Origin of the sequence: Streptomyces sp. NPDC005775 (assembly GCF_042871565.1) — a bacterium.
In the GTDB taxonomy this organism is placed as follows: domain Bacteria; phylum Actinomycetota; class Actinomycetes; order Streptomycetales; family Streptomycetaceae; genus Streptomyces.
Window position 1 is genome coordinate 72,682 of the sequence record NZ_JBIAIU010000012.1, and the last position, 21,767, is coordinate 94,448.

Here is a 21,767-nt window from a genome sequence, read left to right on the forward strand (position 1 = left end):
CGGAGACCGCCTCGTGTGTTTTGTGCTGCCCGCGCTCATGTACAGACGTTTTACACAGGCGTACTAGACAAGCGTCATACACGCTCGTATATTTCCTTGCATGACGAACCCCACGAGCACGACCGCCCGTCCCGGCGATCTCGCCGGCCGTCGGGAGTGGACCGCCTTCGTGGTCCTGCTCCTCCCTCTCCTCCTGGTCTCGATGGACGTCTCCGTCCTCTTCTTCGCGATCCCCTCCATCGACCGGGACCTCGCGCCCAGCGCCACCCAGCAGCTCTGGATCTTCGATGCGTACGCCTTCGCGCTGGCCGGTCTCCTCATCACGATGGGCTCGCTCGGCGACCGGATCGGGCGCCGCAAGCTCCTGATGTTCGGTGCGGTCGCGTTCAGCACCGCATCGGTCGGCGCCGCCTACGCCACCAGCCCGGAGATGCTCATCGCGGCCCGGGCACTGCTCGGCATCGGGGGCGCGACGCTGATGCCCTCGACCATGGGCCTGGTGCGGAACGTGTTCCGCGACGACCAGCAGCGCGGCCGGGCCATCGGCATCTGGTCCGGCGCCATGGCGGGCGGGATCGCGCTGGGTTCGGTGCTCAGCGGAGTCATGCTGGAGCACTTCTGGTGGGGCTCGGTCTTCCTCATCAACGTGCCCGCGATGGTGCTGCTGCTGATCCTGGTGCCGGTGCTGGTGCCGGAGTTCAAGGACCCGAGCCCCGGGCGCTTCGACTTCCTGAGCGTGCCGCTGTCCATGGGCGCGGTGCTGCCCGTCGTCTACGGGGTCAAGGAGACCGCCGCCGAGGGGATGGACCCGCGGAACGGCCTGATCATCGCCGCCGGGCTCGTCGTCGGCTGGTTCTTCGTCCGGCGTCAGCGCACCCGCACCGACGCCCTGATCAGCCGGGAGCTGTTCCGCGACCGGAACTTCGCCACCGGGATCGGCCTCAACGCGCTGGCCGCGTTCGCCATGATGGGCTCGTCCTTCTTCACCACGCAGTACCTGCAGTCCGTGCTCGGGATGGGCACCATGGAGGCCGCGCTGTGGAGCCTCGCCCCCTCGCTGGCGGTGGGCGCGGCCGCACCGGCGGCCACCGCCGTCGCCCAGCGGACCGACCACGCCCGGGTGATCAGCGCCGGCTTCGTCATCGCCGCCGCCGGCTTCGGCGTCCTCGCCCTGTCCGGTACGGACTCGTTGGCCGTCCTGCTCATCGGCTCGGCCGTGATGAGCTGCGGGATCGTCACCGTGATGGCGCTCGTCTCGGACCTGGCCCTGTCCACCAGCCCGCCGGAGAAGGCGGGCTCGGCGGCCTCACTGCTGGAGACGGGGCAGGAGTTCGGCGGGGCGATGGGGATGGCGCTGCTGGGTGCGGTGGCGACCGCGGTCTACACCGCGGACATGCCGGACGCGGCCCCGGAGGTGGCCCGCAAGACGCTGCCGGGGGCGCTGTCCACCGGTGACGGCTCACTGATCGCGGTCGGGCGGGACGCCTTCGTGCACAGCATGCAGTACGCCGCCGTGGCCGGCGCGCTGCTCCTGCTGGCCGGGGCCGTTCTGGCGGTGACGCACCTGCGGCGGACGGCCGCCCCGGAGCCCGCTTCGGAGCGCGCCTCAGAACCCTCCACCGTGTGAGGACAGCAGACCATGGCGCCCGTGCTCCTCGTACTCCCGCACCAGCGGGCCGAGCTGTCCGTCGCCGAACGGTACGTACGCGCCACCCTCCCCGGTCCACCACAGTGGCCCCCCGGACCAGAATCCCTCGCGCCGCAGCCCGACCCGGTGCACCTTGTTCGTCGCCGTCACCGGCATCGACCGGACGACGCGCACGAACCGGGGGGCCATCTTCGTCCCCAGGTCGGGCTGGTCCCGGAGGAAGGCGGCGAACGCCTCCGGATCGAACGACGCGCCGTCGCGCAGGGCCAGGGCCGCCATGACCTGGTCACCGGCGACCGGGTCGGGCACCGCGTAGACCGCCACGGCCGCCGCGTCGCACCAGCGGGCCAGGATGTTCTCGATCATCGCGGCGGCCAGGTTCTCGCTGTCGACCCGCAGCCGGTCCTCCGTACGCCCCGCGAAGTACAGGAAGCCGTCGGCGTCGCGGAAGAACAGGTCCCCGGTCCAGTACCAGCCGTCACGCACCCGGGCGGCGTCCGCCGCCTCGTTGCGCCAGTACCCCTCGAAGGGGGTCCGGCCCCGGTTGACCAACTCGCCTATCGCGGCGCTGCCGTTGAGCAGGGTGCCGGCCGGGTCGAAGACCGCGGCGACCCGCTCCCGGCCGCTGGAGGGGTCGACGACCGCGAGATCGTCGTGGTCCGACGCCCGGCCGATCGCCCCCGGCGGGGTGCCCGGCGTCCGCTGGACCGCTGCGCCGCCCTCCGAGGAGCCGTACCCCTCGACCAGCCGCACTCCGAACCGCTCCCGGAAGCGGGCCGCGTCCACGGCGCCCGCCTCGGTGCCGAAGCCGAGGCGCAGGGGGTGCTCGCGGTCGTCGGGGCGCTCGGGGGTGGCCAGCAGGTACTGCACGGCCCGGCCGACATAGGTGAAGTACGTGGCGCCGTGCGCGCGTACGTCGTCCAGGAAGCCGGACGCGGAGAAGCGTCGACGCAGGGCGACGGCGGCCCCGGCGGACAGGGCGGGGGCCCAGTCGGCGATCACCGCGTTGCCGTGGAACATCGGCATGCAGATGTAGTGGACGTCCTCGCCCCGGATCGCGAAGTGACCGACGAGCGACTGCCCGGCGGCCGCCAGCCGCCCCTGGGTGCAGATCGCGGCCTTGGGTGCCCCGGTGGACCCCGAGGTGAAGTACAGGAGCATCCGGGTCGTGGGGGCCGGCCGCTTCAGGACCGTGTCGCCCGGCAGCGCCCCGGCGTAGGGGGCGAGGAGTGCGCTGTACGCCTCGGTGTCGGTGACCAGCACCCGTACCCCCGGCAGCGCGAGGCCGTCGAGCAGGGGAAGATGGGCGCGTTCGGTGATCAGCACCCGGCATTCGGTGTGCAGGATGTCGCGGGCCAGTTCGGCGCCGCGGCGGGTGGGGTTGATGCCCGCGACGGCGGCCCCGGCCAGGGCCGCCGCGCTCAACCACAGTGGGAATTCGGGGGTGTTGTCCAGCAGCACCCCGAGGTGCGGTTCGCCGCCCGCCGGCAGCAGATCCGCCAGGAGCGCGGCCCGTGCGGCAGCGCCCGAGGCGACCTGGTGGTGAGTGAGGACGATGCCCTCATGTCTCAACCCGGGCCGGTGGTCGCCCCATTGGCGCTGTACGAGCTCCGCGACGGTGCCTGCGCTCCCCATGGCGCCGCACGGTAACCGACCGTGCGTCAGAACTGAACATCCGAGCACGAGTAGAACGCGTTGGCCGTGTCGGCGACGTTCCACACGCTGAGGATGATGTGCTTCCCGGTCTTCTGGGTGGGGATGGTGCCCTGCTGGGTCAGGGTCGCCGGCGGCTGCTTGCCGCCGTAGGGCACCGTCATGAACGGCTGCGACTCCAGGGCCGCCCGGGTGAGCGGCTTGGTGGGATCCCAGCCGTCCTTGGTGATGTAGTAGCGGAAGTCGGACGTGGCGTGCCGGGCCGTGAACTGCCAGCGGAAGCTGAAGCCCTGGCCCGCGGTGACGTGTGTGGCGGGCCAGTTGCCGCCGCGCGGGTCGTCGAGCTGGGCGAACTCGCCGTGCCCGGCGGAGCAGATCGCACCGTCGGCGGGACCGGCCGCCGGGAAGCCCTTGGGGCCCTCGACGCTCTGCGGCTCCCACTGGATGTTGCCGCAGCCCGTCACCGTGCCGTTGGCACAGAGCTTCTGACGGCTGATCGGGTTGTCCGTGTAGCCGTGGCTGCTCGCACTGCTGGTCGCGAACATCGAGACGCTCGCTATCGCGAGGCCGACCAGGGCCGCGCCTGTCTTCTTACGCATTGCTGCCGCTCCTCGGAGACGTGGGGGAGGTTGCATGAGCACTGCTGCGCGCGTGTTGTGCGGTCTAGACCAAGGCCTAGGTTATGGACGCAGCATGAACATGTCCAGACCAATGAGAGCGGCATTCCGTTTGCCTCCGAGGGGCCGGGCAGGACGGCTCAGGCGCTGTCGCCTCCGCTGCGGCCGGTGTAGAAGGCCACCGTCAAGTCCTTGACCAGGGACTTGCGTTCATAGTCGTCGAGCTCCACGAGGCCCCGGGCGGTCAGCCGGCTGACGGTGTCGTCCACCGCGTCCACCACCGACGTCAGCACGCTGTCGCGGTGCTTGGCGTCAATGGCCGCGATCCGGCGCCGCTGCATGGCCGCCGCCACCTCGGGGGCGTACTCGATCCCGGTCGGCTGCGCCGAGTACACCTCGACGCCGACCGGTTCGCAGTCCGCCTTCAGCATCCGGGTCAGCGCGTCCCCGACGGCCTCCGCGTTGCGCAGGGTGTGCGCGTCCTCGTGGAAGGCGTCGGCGGGCAGCTGGGACAGGACCCGCGCCATGGCCGCCTCGACCTGCTCGCGCAGGTACTCCTCGTGGTCCTCGATCCCCAGCGTCGCCCGCACGGTGTCCTCGACCCGCCACACGACGAGCACGACGACCCGCAGCGCGGTGCCGTTGGCGTCCATCGCGGGGAGCGGTTCGCTGCGCCAGTGCCGCAGCCGTACGTCGACCCGGCGGCGCAGCAGCAGCGGGCTGACCCACATCAGGCCGGTCCGCCGCACGCTGCCCCGGTACCGGCCGAAGAGCGTGAGCACCCACGCGTACCCGACCCGTCCCCGGCTCAGGCCGCCGAACGCGAAGAGCACCACGGTCACCAGCAGCGCCAGCCCCGCCCACGTGCCGAGGCCGAGTCCGTCGTACGGGCGCACGCCGACCCCGAGCCGTGACAGGATCCGGGCCGGCAGCGCGCCGGTCCACCACAGGGCCCCGCCGATCACGGCGATCCCGCCGAAGCCGGTGAGCAGCGCGACCCAGCCGGGCAGGGACGGCCCCGGCCGCTCGTGGAGCCGGGGGTCGGCGACCGGTGCGGGCCGGGTCGAGGGCCGCACCTGCGGGGTCCTCGGCACCGGCGGCCGCCGGAGGCCGGCCGGCTGCTCGCCCGCGGGGGCCCTGCGCAGGACGGTGGCGGGCAGCGCCGCGGCGTCCGTCCCGGGCTCCTTGCGGAAGAGCAGGTGCACGGGAATGGAGGCGGTGCGCTCGTTGGCGATGACCGCCTGGTGCCGGCCGGTGTCCACGCGGGTGTCGGTGCGGAACTCGCCGGTGTCGGTGCGGAACTCGCCGGTGTCCTCGCCGGTGAACGTCAGGGAGAGCGAGGCGGGGGCGAGTCCCGGCCCGGGAACGTCCGCGGTGTGCGGGGCGGCGTCCCGGAGGGGGGCGGACACCTCGCGGACCGGCCCCGCCGACCCGTGCGTCTCGGCGCCGGCGCCGGCGCCCACCGTGACGAGCACACCGGACGCGATGACGCCTGCCGGTACCGCGTCCTCCGGCTCACCGGCGGCCGGCGCCACCACATCGAGGTCCGCGACCTCCGGTGCGTCCCGCACCGCCGACACCTCCGCCACCTCGACCGCCTCCGCCACCGGCGCGCTCGCCGCGACGTCCACCGCCGGGCCCGGGCCCGGAGCCGGCACCGACACGGACGCCGAGGTCGCGCCGAAGCCGGAGCCCCCGCGTGCGCGGGCTTCCTCCCCCGGCACCAGGTCCAGCACGAGGTCGACCACGGAATCCGGCCCCGGGTCCTCGGCCGCACCCTGCGGCCCGGCCGGTCCGGACCCGGGCGCGCCCGGACCCGTATCCGGCTCGCCCGTCCCCGCCGCCGCCGCGGCCCAGGCGTCCGTGACCCGGCCCGCTCCGTCCGGGCCCACCCATTCCCGTACCGGGACCGCCCCGTACCTCTCCTCCCCGTACTCCGGTTCCTCCCGGTTCTCCGGGTACCCGGAGCTGTCCGACACCGTGGATCGCATTCCCGCCTCCGTCATGTGCGTCGTGTCACGCGAAGAGTCGCTGCCAGGTCTCCGGACCCGGATAGCCGTCGGCCTCCGTGCCCCGCCAGCCCTGGGCCTTCTGGAAGGCCTCGACATTGCGCCGGTCCGCCTCGGTCCACCGAGGACCGGGGCCCGACCGGTAGTACTTGCCGTATCCCTTCTTCACCAACTGTTTGCCGAGCTTGTCGACATGGCTGTTGGACTGCCCCGGCCGGAAATAGCCGCGCCCGGGGAAGGCCGGGGCCGTCGTGGAACCGCCCGCGGCGGGGATGTCGTGGCCGAGTCCGTTCACGAGCAGGCGCCAGGTGTCGGGGCCGGGGATACCGTCGGCCTCCGTGCCCTTCCACCCCTGGGCCTTCTGGAACGCCTGGGTCGCCCGCCGGTCGGCGCTGCTCCAGGCGGGGCCGGGGCCGACCTTGTAGAAGCGCTTGCCGCCCCGGTCGACGAGCATCCTGCCGAGCCGGGTGACGTGGTCGTTCTTCGCACCGGCGCCGAACTTCGCGGCACCCGGGAACAAGGTCTTCGTCGAGTCACTGCCGCCGCTCCCGCTCGACAGCCCCTTGTAGCGGTAGGCGACGTAACTGCCCGAGTTGGACCAGTACGCCATGGGCGTCGTCTGCTTGCGGGTGTGCGGCTTGGTCTGCTCGTACGCCGTGTAGTGGGTGTGCGTGTAGTCGGTCCAGCCGCCGAAGATCGTGACGTGCGAGCCCTTCGCGGGGTCGGCCGGATTGTGGAAGAGCAGGATGTCGCCGGGCTGGAGATCCTCCCGGGCGATGCGGGTGCCGATCGCGCCGAGGCTGCCGGTCCATTCGTTGCCGGCCAGGTTCCAGGCCATCGACACATAGCCGGAACAGTCCTGGCGGTACCCGTCCGACCAGTACTTCTCCATGCTGTACGGGACCTGAGCGGTGACCCACTTCTTCGCGCGGTTGATGATGTCGGCCCGGGTGGTCGTGGGCAGCGTGGGCGTGGACGCCGGTGGCCCCGACGCCCCCGATCCCCGCAGTGGCCCCGGTCCGCCCTGCGGGCTGTCGGGCCCCGGCCCGACCGGACCGGTCGCCACGTCGTCGATGGCCGCGGCGTCGGATGCCATGGCATCGGCCGCGCGGCCCGGGTCCGTCCCCGGGGCCGGGTCCGCCGCCGCGTCCGCGAGTCCGGCGCTCAGCACCACTCCGGCGGCGGTGACCAGCACCATCGCGCGCCGTGCGCCGTGCGCGGCCGGATGCCCTCCGTACCGCATCGGCAGTCCGGCGGCCGCGGTGCGCCGTTGAACGGCGCATCCCGCACAGGTGCAGTCGGTGGCGGGTACGTACTCCTCGAAGGCCGGCACAGTCATGCGATTCCCTCCGCACTCGTCAAGATCTTTGGGCGCATCTGTACGGGCGCCAGTGTCTCAACTCTCCTGACATATCGCATTTTGACGGATAGACGATAAAAAACGACCATCCGACAGGCCGCAACGGAGGGGAAATGGTCAGGAGCACGGCCGGAGATCGGGTAGAGTTCTCCAGGTCAGCAGGCGCCGCTAGCTCAGTTGGTTAGAGCAGCTGACTCTTAATCAGCGGGTCCGGGGTTCGAGTCCCTGGCGGCGCACGCAGAGTCAAGGCCCCCTCACCACGCGTGAGGGGGCCTTGCTCGTTCCCGCACGCCCGCCGCACATGCGTCACGCGGTGCACCCTTTGCTCACGCACAGCTTATGCACGCGGGACCGACAGCGATAACGCGGCGGGCCGGCGGCGCGAGGCCCCCTCACGCACACCCCCATACGCCTCGACATCACCTCACCACAAGAGCCCCACAAATCGTGCGTATGAGCGGGTACTAACCCCTTTCACCCTTGCGGTCACGGCTGCGGTCGGCCAGCCTGTCTGGTGGCCGTCGGCGCCAACCACGCCGATGCACCGCATAGTTGGGGGAATCGGACAGCGACATTCCGGTTGTGTCCGACGCGAGGGGGAGGCGTCGTGCACAAGCAAACGCCGAACAGGCATCATGCAACCGGAAGAATGCCGTTCCGTTGTCTCAGGAATGGTGACCCGCCACTGAGCCGTCGGTCGCGTTCCAGGGGGACACGCGGCGGGCGAAGAAACGACCGACCGACCACGCAGCCCCGCCTGCGTGCAGGGGGATGACCCATGACGTCGACGCCGCCAGGCGCCCGGCAGGACCACGACCCGTCCCGGACCGCGCAGCTTCGGATACCCCCGCAGTCGCGGACCGGGGGCCACCGGCGGCGACAGGGGAAAGCGCTGCCACGGTACGACTACGAGCACTACAGCCGGCTCGCCGGGCCTCTGACCCAGCCCGACCCCACCAAGCCGTACACCGTGAAGTACCGCTCGCTCCTCTCCCAGGAACCGCACCGGATACGCGCGGCCCTCCTGCTGGGGGCCGCCCCGCTCGTCTCCCTCGGCCTGTTCGCCTGGCTGATGCAGCCCGAGCACTGGACACAGCGCGACCCGCACCTCAAGAACGACACGCTGCTGATCCTCGACATCGTGATGCTGGTCTCGATCGGCCTCATCGAGCTCTTCCGCACCCTGAACGTCCTCTCCAACGCGCACGCCACGCTCGTGGCGCGCGACCCGGTCCCGGTCGTGCCGGAGACCGGCACCCGCGTCGCCTTCCTCACCTCCTTCGTCCCGGGCAAGGAGCCCCTGGAGATGGTGACGAAGACCCTGGAGGCCGCCGTCCGCATCCGCCACCGCGGGCTGATGCACGTCTGGCTGCTCGACGAGGGCGACGACCCGGCGGTGAAGGAGGTCTGCCGACGGCTCGGCGTGCACCACTTCTCCCGCAAGGGCGTGGCGCACTGGAACCAGGCCAAGGGTCCGCACCGGGCGAAGACCAAGCACGGCAACTACAACGCCTGGCTCGACGCCCACGGTGACGCGTACGACTTCTTCGCATCGGTCGACACCGACCACGTCCCGATGCCGAACTACCTGGAACGGATGCTCGGCTACTTCCGCGACCCGGACGTCGGCTTCGTCATCGGCCCGCAGGTCTACGGCAACTACGACACGTTCGTCACCAAGGCCGCCGAGTCCCAGCAGTTCCTCTTCCACGCGTTGATCCAGCGCGCCGGCAACCGCTACGGCGCCCCGATGTTCGTCGGCACCAGCAACGCGGTGCGGATCCAGGCCCTCAAGCAGATCGGCGGTCTGTACGACTCGATCACCGAGGACATGGCGACGGGCTTCGAGATGCACCGCGCCCGCAATCCGCACACGGGCCGCAAGTGGCGCTCGGTCTACACCCCGGACGTCCTGGCCGTGGGCGAGGGCCCGACCGCGTGGACGGACTTCTTCACCCAGCAATTGCGCTGGTCGCGCGGGACGTACGAGACGATCCTCAAGCAGTACTGGAAGGGCTTCTTCTCGCTGCCGGTGGGCAGGCTCTTCAACTACACCATGATGATCATCTTCTACCCGATGTCCGCCATGAACTGGATCCTGGCGGCCCTCAGTTGCGCGCTGTTCCTGGGCATGGGCGCCTCGGGTGTGCAGATCGACCCGACCGTCTGGATGATGCTGTACGGCAACGCCTCGGCGCTCCAGATCGGCCTGTACATCTGGAACCGCCGGCACAACGTCTCGCCGCACGAGCCCGAGGGCTCCGGCGGTCTCGCCGGCATGATGATGTCCGCGCTCTCGGCGCCGGTCTACGCACGCTCCCTGATGGACGCCGTGCTGCGCCGCAAGAGCTCCTTCGTCGTGACGCCCAAGGGTGACTCGTCGAGCCCGGACACCCTCTTCGGGACCTTCCGCATCCACCTCTTCTTCATCGTCGTCTTCGCCGGCTCCATCGTCGCGTCCTTCGTGCTCGGCCACAGCCATCCGGCGATGCTCACCTGGGCGGCGCTGGCGCTGCTGATCACCGCCGCACCGGTCTTCGGCTGGCGGTACACCGTGCGGGCCGAGAAGAAGAAGCGCCGGGCGGGCCCACCGCCGCCGAGCGGACCACCCGCCCACGCCCAGCAGGAGGAGCCCCGCTGGGCGGGCAACGAACAGACCATGCAGATCGCCCTTGGGGGACGTAAACGATGAAGTACCGTCCGAGCCGCCGTACCCGCCGCATGGCGATCAGTACGGCGGTGGTTCTCGCGCTCGCGGGAGCGAACGGGCCGTGGCTGTACCGCTTCAGCACCGAGCGCTACCACGCGTACAAGATCGATCAGCCGGATTACAAGGCGTCCAACGGTCACTGGGACTTCCTGGACGTCCCCTCCGAGTTCCGGATCAACACGGTCCACGCCGCGCTGCTGCACACCGGCAAGGTGCTGCTCGTCGCCGGCTCGGGCAACAACCAGAAGAACTTCGACGCGAAGAGCTTCCGGTCGGTGCTGTGGGATCCGGAGACCAACACCTTCAAGAACATCCCCACGCCCAAGGACATGTTCTGCGCCGGTCACACCCAACTGCCCGACGGCAAGCTGCTCATCGCCGGCGGCACCAAGCAGTACGAGAAGCTCGAGGGTGACGTCACCAAGGCCGGCGGGCTGATGATCGTCCACAACGAGGACCCGGACAAGCCGATCACGCTGCCCGCGGGCACCCGGTTCACCGGCAAGGAGAACGGCAAGACCTTCGTCACGAAGGACCCCGTGCTGGTGGAGAAGGCGACCAAGGTGTTCGACAGGAACACCGGCGCCTTCCTGCGCAACGACTCCGGACTCGGCCGCATCTACGTCGAGGCGCAGAAGTCGGGTACGGAGTACGAGACGGGCACCGAGGAAAACTACCGAATAGAGGGCCTGTCCGGCTCCGACACCCGCAACGTCTACGGGATCGCCCAGAAGCTCGCCCTGGACAAGAAGGACTTCCAGGGCATTCGCGAGGCCTTCGAGTTCGACCCGGTGGCGGAGAAGTACATCACCGTCGACCCGATGAACGAGGCCCGCTGGTACCCGACGCTCACCACGCTGGAGGACGGCAAGGTCCTCGCCCTGTCCGGTCTGGACGAGATCGGGCAGCTCGTCCCCGGCAAGGACGAGGTCTACGACCCGGAGACCAAGAAGTGGGAGTACACCGGCATCGTCCGGAAGTTCCCCACCTACCCGGCGGTCTTCCTGCTGAACGACGGCAAGCTCTTCTACTCCGGCTCGAACTCGGGCTACGGCCCCGCCACCGTCGGCCGCGACCCCGGCGTCTGGGACCTGGCGACGAACAGGTTCACCAAGATCCCCGGGCTGAGCGACCCGGACAAGATGGAGACGTCGGCGACCGTACGGCTGCCCCCGGCGCAGGACGAGAAGTTCATGGTGATCGGCGGCGGCGGGGTCGGCGAGTCGGACGAGTCCAGCGAGAAGTCCCGGCTGGTCGACCTCAAGGACCCCGACCCTGAGTTCAAGGACGGCGCCTCCCTCGACGAGGGCACCCGCTACCCGAGCGCCTCCCTGCTGCCCGACGACTCCCTGCTGGTCACCGGCGGCTCCAACGACTACCGCGGGCGCGGCGGCTCCAACGTGCTGCAGGCCAGGCTGTACGACGCCAAGTCGGACACGTACAAGCGGGTCGCCGACCCGGAGGTGGGCCGCAACTACCACTCGGGGTCCGTGCTCCTGCCGGACGGGCGGGTCATGATCTTCGGCTCCGACTCGCTCTACGGCGACAAGGCCAACACCCGGGCCGGTGTCTTCGAGCAGCGCATCGAGATCTACACCCCGCCGTACCTGTACCGCGACTCACGGCCCGAGCTGACCGCCGGACCGAAGAAGATCGAGCGCGGCGGCACCGCGGTGTTCACCAGCAACCAGGCCACGTCCATCAGGTCGGCGAAGCTGATGCGGCCGAGCGCGGTCACCCATGTCACCGACACCGACCAGCGCTCGGTGGCGCTGGACCTCGAGCAGACGGACGGCGGGATCTCGGTCACGGTGCCGGAGAACCGGGCGCTGGTGCCGTCGGGCTGGTACATGCTGTTCGTCACCGACGACAAGGGCACGCCGTCCGAGGGCATGTGGGTCGAGGTGCCGTAGGCGCGGGACGCACGCGGCACCGGACCGGACCTTTCCTGTCCGGTGCCGCGGGTCGTGTTCGGCGCCTCGGTCCTCTTCAGCGCCGCGGGTCCTGTTCGGTGGCGCGGGTCCTACGGGGTGGCGCGGGCCAGGCCCAGCGCGTACTCGGGCCACCAGTCGCCCGCCTTCGGGCCGCCCCGGCAGTCGCCGTCGGACTCGCCCGGCCGCTTGATCCAGAGGTACGCGTCGACCAGGTCGTCACCCGTGGACGTCGTCGGCGTCTCGCCGAGCGCCCGCCCCGGCGGGTTGCACCAGGTCTCCTCGGGGGCGCCGCCGGTGTACGGGCCGTTGCCGTTGCGGCTGGTGTCGATCACGAACGGCTTGTCGCCGACCTTCGCCGACAACTGCTTGCCGAACTCCTTGCTGACGGCGGTGGTCTGGAAGTTGGAGACGTTGACCGCGAAGCCGTCGGCCGCCCCGATGCCCGCCTGTTGCAGCGGCTGGAACAGCGCGTCCGGGGTGTGCCAGCCCGCGTTGCCCGCGTCCAGGTATACGTGCGTGTCCGGCTGCTTCTTGAGCCGCTCCACCGCACCCTTGAGCAGGTCGTAGCGCTCCTCGTGCAACTCCTGCGGGGTGCATCCGTCGACCAGGTGCAGCACCGCGTCCGGCTCCAGGATCACCGTCGCGCCGCGGTCGCCGATGCCCTTGGCGACGCTGTCCAGCCAGGCTCGGTACGCGTCGCCGTCGGCGGCGCCGCCCTTGGAGAACTGTCCGCAGTCGCGGTGCGGGATGTTGTAGAGGACCAGCAGCGCTTCCCGGTCGGCCTTCTCGGCGGCCTCCGTGAAGCCCTTCGCCTCGGCCTCCGGGTTGTCCGTGCCGATCCACTCGCCGACCGGCTGCTGGGCGATCCGGCGGATCAGGGCGGCTTCCTTCTCCTTGCCGTCCTCGGTGTAGCCGGCCACCTGCCGGGCGGCGTTCCCGTCGGGATTGACCCAGTACGGGTCGGCGCCGTCGGGCTGCTGCCCGATGGCCGCCGGGTTCTTCCCTCCGCCGGATCCGCCCGCCCCGTCGTCGCCGGACGAGCCGCATCCCGCGAGCAGGAGCGCGGCGCCTGCCGCGACCGCGCACGCTCCCCGCATGCCGAACCGGCCGTTGTGACTGCCGTACATCCACTCCCCCTCGGGTGCGACGGCGGGCACTGTCGCATCGCCGTCCATCCTGGCACAGGGCCCGGAACCGGCCCGGGCCCTCACCACTTCGCCGAAGAGCCGTTACGGCGGGTTCACCACACTCTGCCCCGCCTGTCCGGGCGCGGAGGGTGACCGGTTATCGACGTACCGTCAGCAATGCGCTGGGCGGGTGGAGTTGGCGCCCCTACAGTGGGGCGTGCGGCGGACCCGGACGCCACCGACCTCCCGTGTCCGCGCCGGGCCACTCCCGCGGCCCGCGCCCCGCGGTCGAGGACCGGCCCGGCCGGCGCCCGGAGAACCGGGCCGCCGGCCGGGCCGGATACCGAGGGGATCAGCCGCGGCCCGCCGCGCCCGCCGCTCCACCGGCCTCCTCCTTCACCTTCTCCGTCGCCTTCTCGCCCGTGAGGTAGGCCGAGACGACCACGTTCGCCGTGTACGACTTGGACGCGCGGTCGTACGTGCCGCCGCAGGTGATCAGCCGGAGTTCGGCCCGGCCGTCCTTGCGGGGGCCGTAGGCCTTCTGGGCGTTGAAGCGTGCGCGGGTGAAGACCTGGACGTCGTCGATGGTGAACTCGGCGACCGTGCCGTCGGTCCGGGTCACCTCGACCTTGGCGCCGGGGCGGGCCGCGCTGAGCCCGTAGAAGACGGCGGGCTTGGTCTCGGTGTCGACGTGCCCGACGAAGAGGGCAGGGCCCTTGGCGCCGGGCTCGGCGCCGTCCCCGTACCAGCCGACCGTCTGGGGCGTGTCGAAGGACGGCGGCTCGATCGCCCCGTCCCCGTCCAGGCCCCTGGAGACGACGGGCGCCCGGATTCCGATCGACGGGATCTCGACGCTCCGCGGCGCGACGCCCTCGATCGGGTCGTGGGCCGGCGGCAGCGGTACGCCGAGAGGGCGCCCGACCGCGGCGACGTCACCGGTGGTCGGCGCGGAACTGGCGCCGGAACCGCCGGTGATGCCGCGGCCCCAGAGCCACAGGCCCAGCAGGAGCACGGCCCAGGCCACTCCGGTGAGCAGCCTGCCGTGTCCCGCCGAGTGGTCCGAGGCGGACACGTCAGTCGGTGGCCGGGCGACGGCGTCGCGCGCTGCGGAAGGCGACGGCGACGGCCGCGACGGCGGCCAGGGCGAGGCCGACCACCGCGTGAACGGTGCCGGGTCCGCCCTGCTCGACGGCCTGGTCGGCGAGTACGGCGGTGCCTCCGCCACCCGCGCGGACCGGGGCCAGCGGCATGGGCCGGTTGCGGTGGACGACGGTCAGGACGGCGGACGCCTTGGCGTGCTTGTCGCCCTTGCAGACCACCTGGACGTCGTAGTCGCCGGGCTCGGCGTCCGAGCGGACGCGGGCCTCGGCGTAGAGCGTCCTGTCGTCACCGGGCGAGAAGCGCGCCTCGGAGACGAACGCATCGGAGCTCCCCTTGGCCTCCTTGCCCTTGCAGCCGCTGACCTCCAGGTCGACGTCACCGCCGGGGGTGACGGAAGAGGGGGAGAGCGTGAGCGTGGCCCGGGACCGCGAGTCCTCGTGGTCCGAGTCGGAATTGGCCAGTGCGACGGACGCGGGCATCAGGGTCGCCGCGACCGCCGCGGCGGCACAGAACGTGAGGGGTATGGAACGCATCGTGAACCTCCTGATGGAAGGTTCACGCGTCCGGCGGCGTTCCGCATCCGCAGGAGTGCCGCACTGGGCCGGTGGAGTGTGGGGGGAACGGCCGCACCGGCCCGCTCCCCCGCTGCCGTGCGGGTCAGGCCATGTCGATCAGGTCGACGAGGTCGGCGATGGAGTCGACGACGTGGGACGGCCGGAACGGGTACTTGTCGATGTCCGGCACCGCGGTGAGCCCGGTCAGCACCAGGAACGTCTGCATCCCCGCCTCCAGACCCGCCAGCACGTCGGTGTCCATCCGGTCGCCGATCATGGCGCTGGACTCGGAGTGGGCGCCGATCGCGTTGAGCCCGGTGCGCATCATCAGCGGGTTGGGCTTGCCCGCGAAGTACGGGGCCTTGCCGGTCGCCTTGGTGATGAGGGCGGCGACGGAGCCGGTCGCCGGCAGCGGGCCCTCGGCGGACGGGCCGGTCTCGTCCGGGTTGGTGCAGATGAAGCGCGCCCCGTTGTTGATCAGCCGGATCGCCTTGGTGAGCGCCTCGAAGGAGTACGTACGCGTCTCGCCGAGGACCACGTAGTCGGGCTCGTGGTCGGTGAGGACGTAGCCGATGTCGTGCAGCGCGGTGGTGAGCCCCGCCTCGCCGATGACGTACGCCGTACCGCCGGGCCGCTGGTCGTCCAGGAACTGGGCGGTGGCGAGCGCGGAGGTCCAGATGTTCTCGACGGGGACGTCGAGGCCCATGCGGCTGAGCCGGGCGTGCAGGTCCCGGGCGGTGTAGATGGAGTTGTTGGTGAGGACCAGGAAGGGGAGCCCCGAGTCCCGCAGCCGCTTGATGAAGGCATCCGCGCCGGGGATCGGCGTCCCCTCGTGGATCAGGACTCCGTCCATGTCGGTGAGCCAGGACGAGATCGGCTTGCGCTCTGCCATGTGGGACTCCAGTTGCCGTACGCCTAATGCGGGGACGCCGGCGGCACCGCGTTGTGCAGCGCCGACGACCTCGATTTTAGGGGGTCGGGCCATGGGCGCCGGAAGGGCCGGGCGTACGACGGCTGCCGGCGGTCAGTGCCGGCCGCGGCGCGTCCTGCGGGCCCTGATGACGATGGCTCCGCCGCCGATGAGGAGACCGGAGACGGTGAGGGCGGGCAGCGGGAGCGGTACGGAGATCCCGGTCCTGGCGAGTTCCGGAACGGCGGCCGGGTCGTAGCCGGGTACGAGAGGGCGCGGGGTGCCGGTGGTTCCCGTGGTGGGACTGGCGTCGGGCCTCATGGGGACGCGCCCGGTGAGGTCGCCGCTCTCCTTCTCCTTGGCCACGTCGCCGCTCTCCTCGGGTTCGTCGGCCGGGTCCTCGTCCGTGCCGGTCGTGCTGCCGTCGTCCTCGACCACGGTGAACGGATAGTCCTCGGACTCGCCGACCCACTCCCCGTCGAGGCCGTCGATGCCCTTGCCCGCGGAGTCGCTGTCGGCGCGCTGCCGCTGGACGATCGCGGCGTTCGCGGTGATCCGGCCGGGGCTGGTGTCGGAGGTGAACGCGAGTCTGACCTGGACGGTGACGGTCCGTCCGGGCGGCACGGTGAAGCCGGGGAAGGCGTCGTCGCCCTCGCCGCCGAAGACGCCGATGTGCTCGTCGCGGTCGGTCGTCTCCCAGCTGACGCGGTGTTCGACACCGGGGTGGGCGCGCTCGGAGAACTCCAGCTGGATCTGGTCCGAGGTCAGGGTCCTGTCCTCGTCGGTGAGGACCAGGACGGGGTGGATCGCCCGGCAGGGCTCCGCGGTGGTGTTGGTCAGGTCCAGGAACCAGGTGCCGTAGCCGCCCCCGGAGGCGTAGGTGTCCGGGCCGCCGTGGATCCGGGTGTCGATCGGGAAGTCGGTGGCGTCCCGGCCGCCGCAGGAGGGCTGCTGGTCGGCGGCGCCGGCGCCCGGTGCGGAGGCCGGGACGAGGTTGGGGGTGCTGGCCGTGTTGCGCTGCGGGGCGGCGGACGCGGTCGCCGGGCCGCCGAGCACGACGGCGGGCATGACGCTCGCCGCCGCCAGGCCCAGCACGAGGCCGTGGCGGGGCCGGTTGCCGGGAGGGGGCGGCGGCGAGGGCGGGCGCGCCGGGGCGGAGGGTTCGGGGGACGGGTTCGCCGGGGGCGGTGTGGGGGGCATCGTGGGCCGGCCCTTCTCGCGGAAACGGTCGGCTCGCCCCGGGCCCCGGAGTTCACCGGTGTGGAGGGCGACGCTGCCACGCGAACCCCGGCCGCTCGCCGCAGACATGCCGCCGGGTCGCCCGCCCGGCCGCCGCGTGACCCTCGATCAGCCCAGTTCCTTACGGTCGGCGAGCGGGCCCGCGAGTCCGGAGACCCGGCGGTCGCCCCCGTCCGCGCCGCCGACGCGGCCGAACAGCGGGGCGAGGATCAGTTGCGCCGCGCCTTCGGCGACCGGCCGCTCCCCTCCGCCGGCGACGACGACCGGTACGGGTTGCCCGTCGGCCCCGCCGCGCCGGGCCCGTTCGTCGAGCACCGCGCGTACCCCCCGGGCGTACGCGTCGGGGTCGGCGGCGACGGTGCGTCCGCCCAGCACCACCCGGTCGATGTCGAGCAGCCCGACCAGGTTGGCGGCGCCGGTCCCCAGGACCCGCGCGGCCTCGGCGACGTCGCCCCGGTCGACGGCTGCCAGGCAGAGCGCCTCGACGCAGCCGCGTCCGCCGCAGCTGCACAAAGGGCCGTCCAGCTGGACGGTCTGGTGGCCGAACTCCCCCGCTCCGGTACGGGCCCCGCGGTGCAGGGCCCCGCCGAGCACCAGTCCGGAGCCGAGGCCGCTACCGAGGTGGAGGTAGGCGAAGTCGGCGGGGCCGGGCGCCTGGAGGGCGAGCCCGAGAGCCGCGGCGTTGGTGTCCTTGTCGATGACGACGGGCAGCCCGGTCCGCGCGGCGAGCGCGTCCCGGAGCGGGTAGCCGTCCCACTGCGGGAACCCGGTGACGCGGTGCAGCACCCCGTCCCGGTGGTCGAGCGGCCCCGGTACGGCGACGCCCACCCCGAGCACCGCCGGCGCGCCGTCGACCCGCACGGCGGCGACCGCCCCCGCCGCCGCCCCGAGTACGTCGTCCGCCGGGGCGCCGAGGTCCAGCGGTGCCGTACGGCTCGTGGCCACCGTCCCGGCGAGGTCGACGAGCACTACGGTCAGCTCGTCCCGGTCCAGGTGGAGCCCCACCGCGTGAGCGGCGTCCGGAACCAGCCGCAGCACGGTGCGCGGCTTGCCGCCGGTGGAGGCGCGGCGCCCGGCCTCGGCGGCCAGCCCTTCGCCCCGCAGCCGGGCGGTGATCTTGCTGACGGCCTGCGGGGTGAGCCCGGTCCGCCCGGCGAGTTCGAGCCTGCTGATGCCGCGCTCGCCCGCCGCCCTCAGCAGGTCCAGCACGAGCGCCGCGTTGTGGCTGCGCAGTGTCGGCAGGTTCGCGCCGCTGTTGCTCCTGTTCACGGACCCATTGTCTCCCGCGCTTGCACTTTGGCAACAGCGTTGCCAAAGTGGAGCGCATGACTGCCCACGCGACTCACGAGATCTCCGGCGCCTCCCAGGCCGCCCCCCTGCGCGTCGGACTCGTCGGCTACGGCCTGGCGGGTTCCGTCTTCCACGCCCCGCTGATCGCCGCGACCGAGGGCCTGGTCCTGGACACGGTCGTCACGTCGAACGAGGAGCGCCGGGAACAGGCCCGCGCCGAGTTCCCCGCCGTACGGTTCGCCGCCTCGCCGGACGAGCTGTGGGAGCGCGCGGACGAGCTCGACCTGATCGTGATCGCGTCCCCGAACAAGACCCACGTCCCGCTCGCGACGGCCGCGCTGAAGGCGGGTCTGCCGGTGGTCGTGGACAAGCCGGTCGCGGGTACGGCCGCCGAGGCGCGGGAGCTGGCGGCGCTGGCCGAGGAGCGCGGGCTGCTGCTGTCGGTGTTCCAGAACCGCCGTTGGGACAACGACTTCCTCACCCTGCGCTCGCTGATCGCCGACGGTGAGCTGGGCGAGGTGCAGCGCTTCGAGTCACGCTTCGAGCGGTGGCGCCCGCAGCCGAAGGGCGGCTGGCGCGAGTCGGGCGACCCGACGGAGATCGGCGGGCTGCTGTACGACCTGGGCAGCCATGTCGTCGACCAGGCGCTGGCCCTGTTCGGTCCGGTCACCCAGGTGTACGCGGAGTCGGACGTACGCCGCCCCGGCGCGGCGGCCGACGACGACACGTTCCTCGCCCTCACCCACACCGGCGGGGTCCGTTCGCACCTGTACGTCAGCGCGACGACGGCCCAGCTCGGCCCGCGCTTCCGGGTGCTCGGGTCGACCGCCGGCTACGTGAAGTACGGCCTCGACCCCCAGGAGGCCGCCCTGCGCGAGGGTGCGCGCCCGACGGCGCAGGGGCCGTGGGGCGAGGAGGACGAGGCGCTGTGGGGCCGGCTCGGTTCGGGCGAGTCCCCTCTCACCGGCGGCGGCACCCCGGTCCGCACGCTGCCGGGCGACTACCCGGCGTACTACGCGGCGGTCGCCGACGCGCTGCGCGGGAAGGGCGACAATCCGGTGACCGCGCTCCAGGCGGCGGCCGCGCTGGACGTCCTGGAGGCCGCCCGCCGCTCGGCCCGCGACGGGGTCACGGTCACCCTGCCCGCCGCGTCCGCCTCCGTATCCGCCACCGCTCACGCCACCGAGGAGCAGTCCGCATGAACCCCACCGCTCCGACCATCTCCGAGCTGATCGCCCAGGAGCGTCGGCTGACACTGCCGCACTTCGGCTACGACGACGCGTACGCGCTCGGCGGTCTGCTCGTCGCCCTGGCCCGGGAGCGGCACGCCCCGGTCGCGATCGACATCCGGCGCGGGGCGCAGCAGCTGTTCCATGCCGCGCTGCCCGGTTCGAGCGCGGACAACGACGCGTGGATCGAGCGCAAGCGCAAGGTGGTCGAGCGGTACGGCGAGAGTTCGTACCTGGTCGGGACGCGGTTCCGGGCCAAGGGGACGACGTTCGACGAGGCCTCGCGCCTGGACCCGGACACGTACGCCGCACATGGCGGTTCGTTCCCGATCGCGGTCGAGGGCGCGGGCGTCATCGGCTCGGTCACGGTGTCGGGACTGCCGCAGGCGGAGGACCACGCGCTGGTGGTCGAGGCACTGGAACAGTTCGCGACGAAGATCAGCGACTGAGCTGCCCGGAACGCACGGAGGGGTGGGTGCCGCCATGGACGGCACCCACCCCTCCGATCTTTGATCAAGCCCGTCGCGGGGCAGCCCCGGGCCCGAAGGCCAGGCCCCCTACGCCCCCTTCAGCTCCTGCCGCTGCCGGCCGAGCCCCGCGATCTCCAGCTCCACGACATCCCCCGCCCGCAGATAGGGCTTCGGCTCGGGCTGTCCCATCGCCACCCCCGCGGGTGTGCCGGTGTTGATCACGTCGCCCGGGTAGAGCGTCATGAAGTGGCTCAGGTAGCGCACGACCTCCCCGACCGGGAAGATCTGGTCGGCCGTCGTGCCGTCCTGCTTCAGCTCGCCGTTGACCCAGAGCTTCAGCGGCAGGGCCTGCGGGTCGGCGATCTCGTCGGCCGTCACCAGCCACGGGCCCAGCGGGTTGAACGTCTCGCAGTTCTTGCCCTTGTCCCACGTCCCGCCGCGCTCGATCTGGAACGCGCGCTCGGAGACGTCGTGCGCCACCGCGTATCCGGCGACGTGCGCGAGCCCGTCCTCGGCGGAGTCCAGGTACCGGGCGGTGCGCCCGATGACGACGGCGAGCTCGACCTCCCAGTCCGTCTTCTCGCTGCCGCGCGGCACGAGCACGGTGTCCTCGGGCCCGACGACCGTGTCCGGCGCCTTGAAGAAGAGGATCGGCTCGCCCGGGATCTGGGCGCCGGTCTCCGTGGCGTGGTCGTGGTAGTTCAGCCCGATGCACACGATCTTGCCGATCCGGCCGAGCGGCGGGCCCACCCGCAGACCCTCGGCGTCGAGCGCGGGCAGCTCCCCCGGCGCGGCCGCGGCGGCCCGTATCCGGGCGAGCGCGTCCTCGTCGGCGAGCAGCGCGTCGTCGATGTCGGTGACGATCCCCGACAGGTCACGCAGGGTTCCGTCCTCGTCCAGCAGCGCCGGTCGTTCCGCGCCTGCCGTACCCACACGAAGCAGCTTCAACGGTCTTTCTCCCCTTGGTCGAGATCGGGCCCGTCGGATGGGTTGCGGCCATCGCAGGCTTGTCCGATCCTCCAAGACATCCGATCACTCCGCAAGACCCTGTTCACACACTGGACCGGCGCACGCGCGGACCCGGCTACACCGCGGTGGCCACGGCGGCACCGGCGGCGGGCATGTCGCGGTACAGGTAGGCCCGCTCGATCGCCGTCCAGGTGGTGCTCGTGACGACGTACAGCGCGGCGGCCAGCGGCACGAAGGCCACGGTGAAGAGGGTGAAGAAGGACATCAACGGCATCACCTTCGTCATCGCGCCCATGCCCGGGACCGGCTGTCCGTCGGGGCCGGTGGCCGGGGTGACGGGGTTGGCGGCCATCTGGCGCTTGGTCCGTCCGTAGTTGAACGTGGCGACGGCGGCGACGATCGCGAACAGCCCCACGTACACGAGGCCCTGCGCGCCGAAGATCCCGCCGTCCGCGATCGCGTCGTGCCAGCGCTCGCCGAGCGGGGCGCCGAGGAGCTGGTGGCCGAGGAGTTCGTTGGCGTCGTCGCCGATCTTCGTACTGGAGAAGAGGTGGTAGAGCAGGAAGAAGGCCGGCATCTGAAGGAGGCTCGGCAGACAGCCGGAGAGCGGGGAGACCTTCTCCTCCTTGTGCAGCTCCATGAGCGCCTTCTGCATCCGCTCGGGGTTCTTCTTGTGCTTCTTGCGCAGTTCGGCGATCTGCGGCTGGAGCCGGCGCTGCGCCTTCTGCCCGCGCGCCGCGGCCCGCGAGAGGGGATGCACGGCGAGTCGTACGAGTGCGGTGAACAGGACGATCGCGGCGGCGGTGGACGCGTTCTGGAAGAGCGGGTGCAGCGCGTCGGCGAGGGCGCCGACCAGGCTGGCGAATGCGGACATGAAGGCGGACATGGATGAGCCCTCCGGGGGTCTCGTCGTGCCGGGAAGTGGATCAGCTTCGGCATGACGATCC

Annotated in this window: 17 protein-coding genes and 1 tRNA gene; 6 read left to right on the top strand and 12 right to left on the bottom strand. The window is 71.7% G+C overall.

Annotation, left to right across the window (positions count from 1 at the left end; translation table 11 throughout):
- The first annotated feature begins 100 nt into the window (after nt 1–100).
- Entirely contained in the window at nt 101–1,627 is a 1,527-nt protein-coding gene (locus ACFYPA_RS26190) for an MFS transporter (protein ID WP_389134465.1), read from the top strand.
- Here ACFYPA_RS26190 and ACFYPA_RS26195 read toward each other — a convergent pair.
- The 4 genes from ACFYPA_RS26195 to ACFYPA_RS26210 all read right to left on the bottom strand — a co-directional run bounded on the left by ACFYPA_RS26195 (nt 1,607) and on the right by ACFYPA_RS26210 (nt 7,266).
- The gene (locus tag ACFYPA_RS26195) at nt 1,607–3,283 is read right to left on the bottom strand and encodes an AMP-binding protein (protein ID WP_389134467.1); all 1,677 of its coding nucleotides are present in this window, start codon (nt 3,281–3,283) and stop codon (nt 1,607–1,609) included. The two genes, ACFYPA_RS26190 and ACFYPA_RS26195, sit on opposite strands and share 21 nt — an antisense overlap.
- A 26-nt stretch (nt 3,284–3,309) precedes the next feature.
- A complete protein-coding gene (locus ACFYPA_RS26200; RefSeq protein WP_359082436.1) occupies nt 3,310–3,900 on the bottom strand; it encodes a lytic polysaccharide monooxygenase auxiliary activity family 9 protein in 591 nt (196 codons plus the stop codon).
- 158 nt (nt 3,901–4,058) lie between these two features.
- Nucleotides 4,059–5,909: an SPFH domain-containing protein gene (locus ACFYPA_RS26205; RefSeq protein ID WP_389134469.1), complete on the bottom strand. Its 1,851-nt coding sequence runs from the start codon at nt 5,907–5,909 to the stop codon at nt 4,059–4,061.
- A gap of 25 nt (nt 5,910–5,934) precedes the next feature.
- Nucleotides 5,935–7,266, bottom strand: coding sequence for a peptidoglycan-binding protein (locus ACFYPA_RS26210; protein ID WP_389134472.1), 1,332 nt, complete (start codon nt 7,264–7,266; stop codon nt 5,935–5,937).
- A 183-nt stretch (nt 7,267–7,449) separates the two neighbouring features.
- On the opposite strand from ACFYPA_RS26210, the gene ACFYPA_RS26215 reads away from it, so the two are divergent.
- From ACFYPA_RS26215 to ACFYPA_RS26225, 3 genes are all read left to right on the top strand, one after another.
- A tRNA-Lys gene (locus ACFYPA_RS26215) sits at nt 7,450–7,523 on the top strand.
- Between the two features lie 542 nt (nt 7,524–8,065).
- Nucleotides 8,066–9,979: a glycosyltransferase gene (locus tag ACFYPA_RS26220; protein WP_389134475.1), complete on the top strand. Its 1,914-nt coding sequence runs from the start codon at nt 8,066–8,068 to the stop codon at nt 9,977–9,979.
- The gene (locus ACFYPA_RS26225; protein ID WP_389134477.1) at nt 9,976–11,910 is read left to right on the top strand and encodes a galactose oxidase-like domain-containing protein; all 1,935 of its coding nucleotides are present in this window, start codon (nt 9,976–9,978) and stop codon (nt 11,908–11,910) included. The genes ACFYPA_RS26220 and ACFYPA_RS26225 overlap by 4 nt, the downstream gene beginning before the upstream one ends.
- A 110-nt stretch (nt 11,911–12,020) precedes the next feature.
- Here ACFYPA_RS26225 and ACFYPA_RS26230 read toward each other — a convergent pair whose 3' ends face one another.
- The 6 genes from ACFYPA_RS26230 to ACFYPA_RS26255 form a co-directional block, all read right to left on the bottom strand.
- Nucleotides 12,021–13,058 (bottom strand): glycoside hydrolase family 6 protein, encoded by a 1,038-nt coding sequence (locus ACFYPA_RS26230; RefSeq protein ID WP_359316941.1) that lies wholly within the window; start codon nt 13,056–13,058, stop codon nt 12,021–12,023.
- Between the two features lie 352 nt (nt 13,059–13,410).
- Nucleotides 13,411–14,130, bottom strand: coding sequence for a class F sortase (locus ACFYPA_RS26235; protein WP_359316938.1), 720 nt, complete (start codon nt 14,128–14,130; stop codon nt 13,411–13,413).
- A 1-nt stretch (nt 14,131) separates the two neighbouring features.
- Nucleotides 14,132–14,692: a hypothetical protein gene (locus tag ACFYPA_RS26240; protein WP_359082429.1), complete on the bottom strand. Its 561-nt coding sequence runs from the start codon at nt 14,690–14,692 to the stop codon at nt 14,132–14,134.
- 124 nt (nt 14,693–14,816) lie between these two features.
- Nucleotides 14,817–15,605 (bottom strand): HAD-IIA family hydrolase, encoded by a 789-nt coding sequence (locus ACFYPA_RS26245; RefSeq protein ID WP_359082428.1) that lies wholly within the window; start codon nt 15,603–15,605, stop codon nt 14,817–14,819.
- Between the two features lie 132 nt (nt 15,606–15,737).
- Nucleotides 15,738–16,823: a hypothetical protein gene (locus ACFYPA_RS26250; protein ID WP_359082427.1), complete on the bottom strand. Its 1,086-nt coding sequence runs from the start codon at nt 16,821–16,823 to the stop codon at nt 15,738–15,740.
- A gap of 147 nt (nt 16,824–16,970) precedes the next feature.
- On the bottom strand, nt 16,971–18,131 hold the full coding sequence (locus ACFYPA_RS26255; RefSeq protein ID WP_359082426.1) for an ROK family transcriptional regulator: 1,161 nt from the start codon (nt 18,129–18,131) through the stop codon (nt 16,971–16,973).
- 56 nt (nt 18,132–18,187) lie between these two features.
- Here ACFYPA_RS26255 and ACFYPA_RS26260 point away from each other — a divergent pair, with 56 nt between their 5' ends.
- Together ACFYPA_RS26260 and ACFYPA_RS26265 are read left to right on the top strand one after the other, a co-directional pair.
- A complete protein-coding gene (locus tag ACFYPA_RS26260) occupies nt 18,188–19,354 on the top strand; it encodes a Gfo/Idh/MocA family oxidoreductase (protein ID WP_359082425.1) in 1,167 nt (388 codons plus the stop codon).
- Nucleotides 19,351–19,830, top strand: a complete 480-nt coding sequence (locus tag ACFYPA_RS26265; RefSeq protein WP_359082424.1) for a heme-degrading domain-containing protein — start codon at nt 19,351–19,353, stop codon at nt 19,828–19,830. Before ACFYPA_RS26260 ends, ACFYPA_RS26265 begins: the two co-directional genes overlap by 4 nt.
- 108 nt (nt 19,831–19,938) lie before the next feature.
- Here ACFYPA_RS26265 and ACFYPA_RS26270 read toward each other — a convergent pair whose 3' ends face one another.
- Together ACFYPA_RS26270 and ACFYPA_RS26275 are read right to left on the bottom strand one after the other, a co-directional pair.
- Nucleotides 19,939–20,799, bottom strand: coding sequence for a fumarylacetoacetate hydrolase family protein (locus ACFYPA_RS26270; RefSeq protein ID WP_359082423.1), 861 nt, complete (start codon nt 20,797–20,799; stop codon nt 19,939–19,941).
- Between the two features lie 136 nt (nt 20,800–20,935).
- Nucleotides 20,936–21,706 (bottom strand): YidC/Oxa1 family membrane protein insertase, encoded by a 771-nt coding sequence (locus ACFYPA_RS26275; RefSeq protein WP_359082422.1) that lies wholly within the window; start codon nt 21,704–21,706, stop codon nt 20,936–20,938.
- Nucleotides 21,707–21,767 lie beyond the last annotated feature (61 nt).

Coding starts and splice junctions, on each gene's coding strand:
- ACFYPA_RS26190 (WP_389134465.1), top strand. CDS start 101: ATGACGAACCCCACGAGCACGACCGCCCGTCCCGGCGATCTCGCCGGC.
- ACFYPA_RS26195 (WP_389134467.1), bottom strand. CDS start 3,283: ATGGGGAGCGCAGGCACCGTCGCGGAGCTCGTACAGCGCCAATGGGGC.
- ACFYPA_RS26200 (WP_359082436.1), bottom strand. CDS start 3,900: ATGCGTAAGAAGACAGGCGCGGCCCTGGTCGGCCTCGCGATAGCGAGC.
- ACFYPA_RS26205 (WP_389134469.1), bottom strand. CDS start 5,909: ATGCGATCCACGGTGTCGGACAGCTCCGGGTACCCGGAGAACCGGGAG.
- ACFYPA_RS26210 (WP_389134472.1), bottom strand. CDS start 7,266: ATGACTGTGCCGGCCTTCGAGGAGTACGTACCCGCCACCGACTGCACC.
- ACFYPA_RS26220 (WP_389134475.1), top strand. CDS start 8,066: ATGACGTCGACGCCGCCAGGCGCCCGGCAGGACCACGACCCGTCCCGG.
- ACFYPA_RS26225 (WP_389134477.1), top strand. CDS start 9,976: ATGAAGTACCGTCCGAGCCGCCGTACCCGCCGCATGGCGATCAGTACG.
- ACFYPA_RS26230 (WP_359316941.1), bottom strand. CDS start 13,058: ATGTACGGCAGTCACAACGGCCGGTTCGGCATGCGGGGAGCGTGCGCG.
- ACFYPA_RS26240 (WP_359082429.1), bottom strand. CDS start 14,692: ATGCGTTCCATACCCCTCACGTTCTGTGCCGCCGCGGCGGTCGCGGCG.
- ACFYPA_RS26245 (WP_359082428.1), bottom strand. CDS start 15,605: ATGGCAGAGCGCAAGCCGATCTCGTCCTGGCTCACCGACATGGACGGA.
- ACFYPA_RS26250 (WP_359082427.1), bottom strand. CDS start 16,823: ATGCCCCCCACACCGCCCCCGGCGAACCCGTCCCCCGAACCCTCCGCC.
- ACFYPA_RS26260 (WP_359082425.1), top strand. CDS start 18,188: ATGACTGCCCACGCGACTCACGAGATCTCCGGCGCCTCCCAGGCCGCC.
- ACFYPA_RS26265 (WP_359082424.1), top strand. CDS start 19,351: ATGAACCCCACCGCTCCGACCATCTCCGAGCTGATCGCCCAGGAGCGT.
- ACFYPA_RS26275 (WP_359082422.1), bottom strand. CDS start 21,706: ATGTCCGCCTTCATGTCCGCATTCGCCAGCCTGGTCGGCGCCCTCGCC.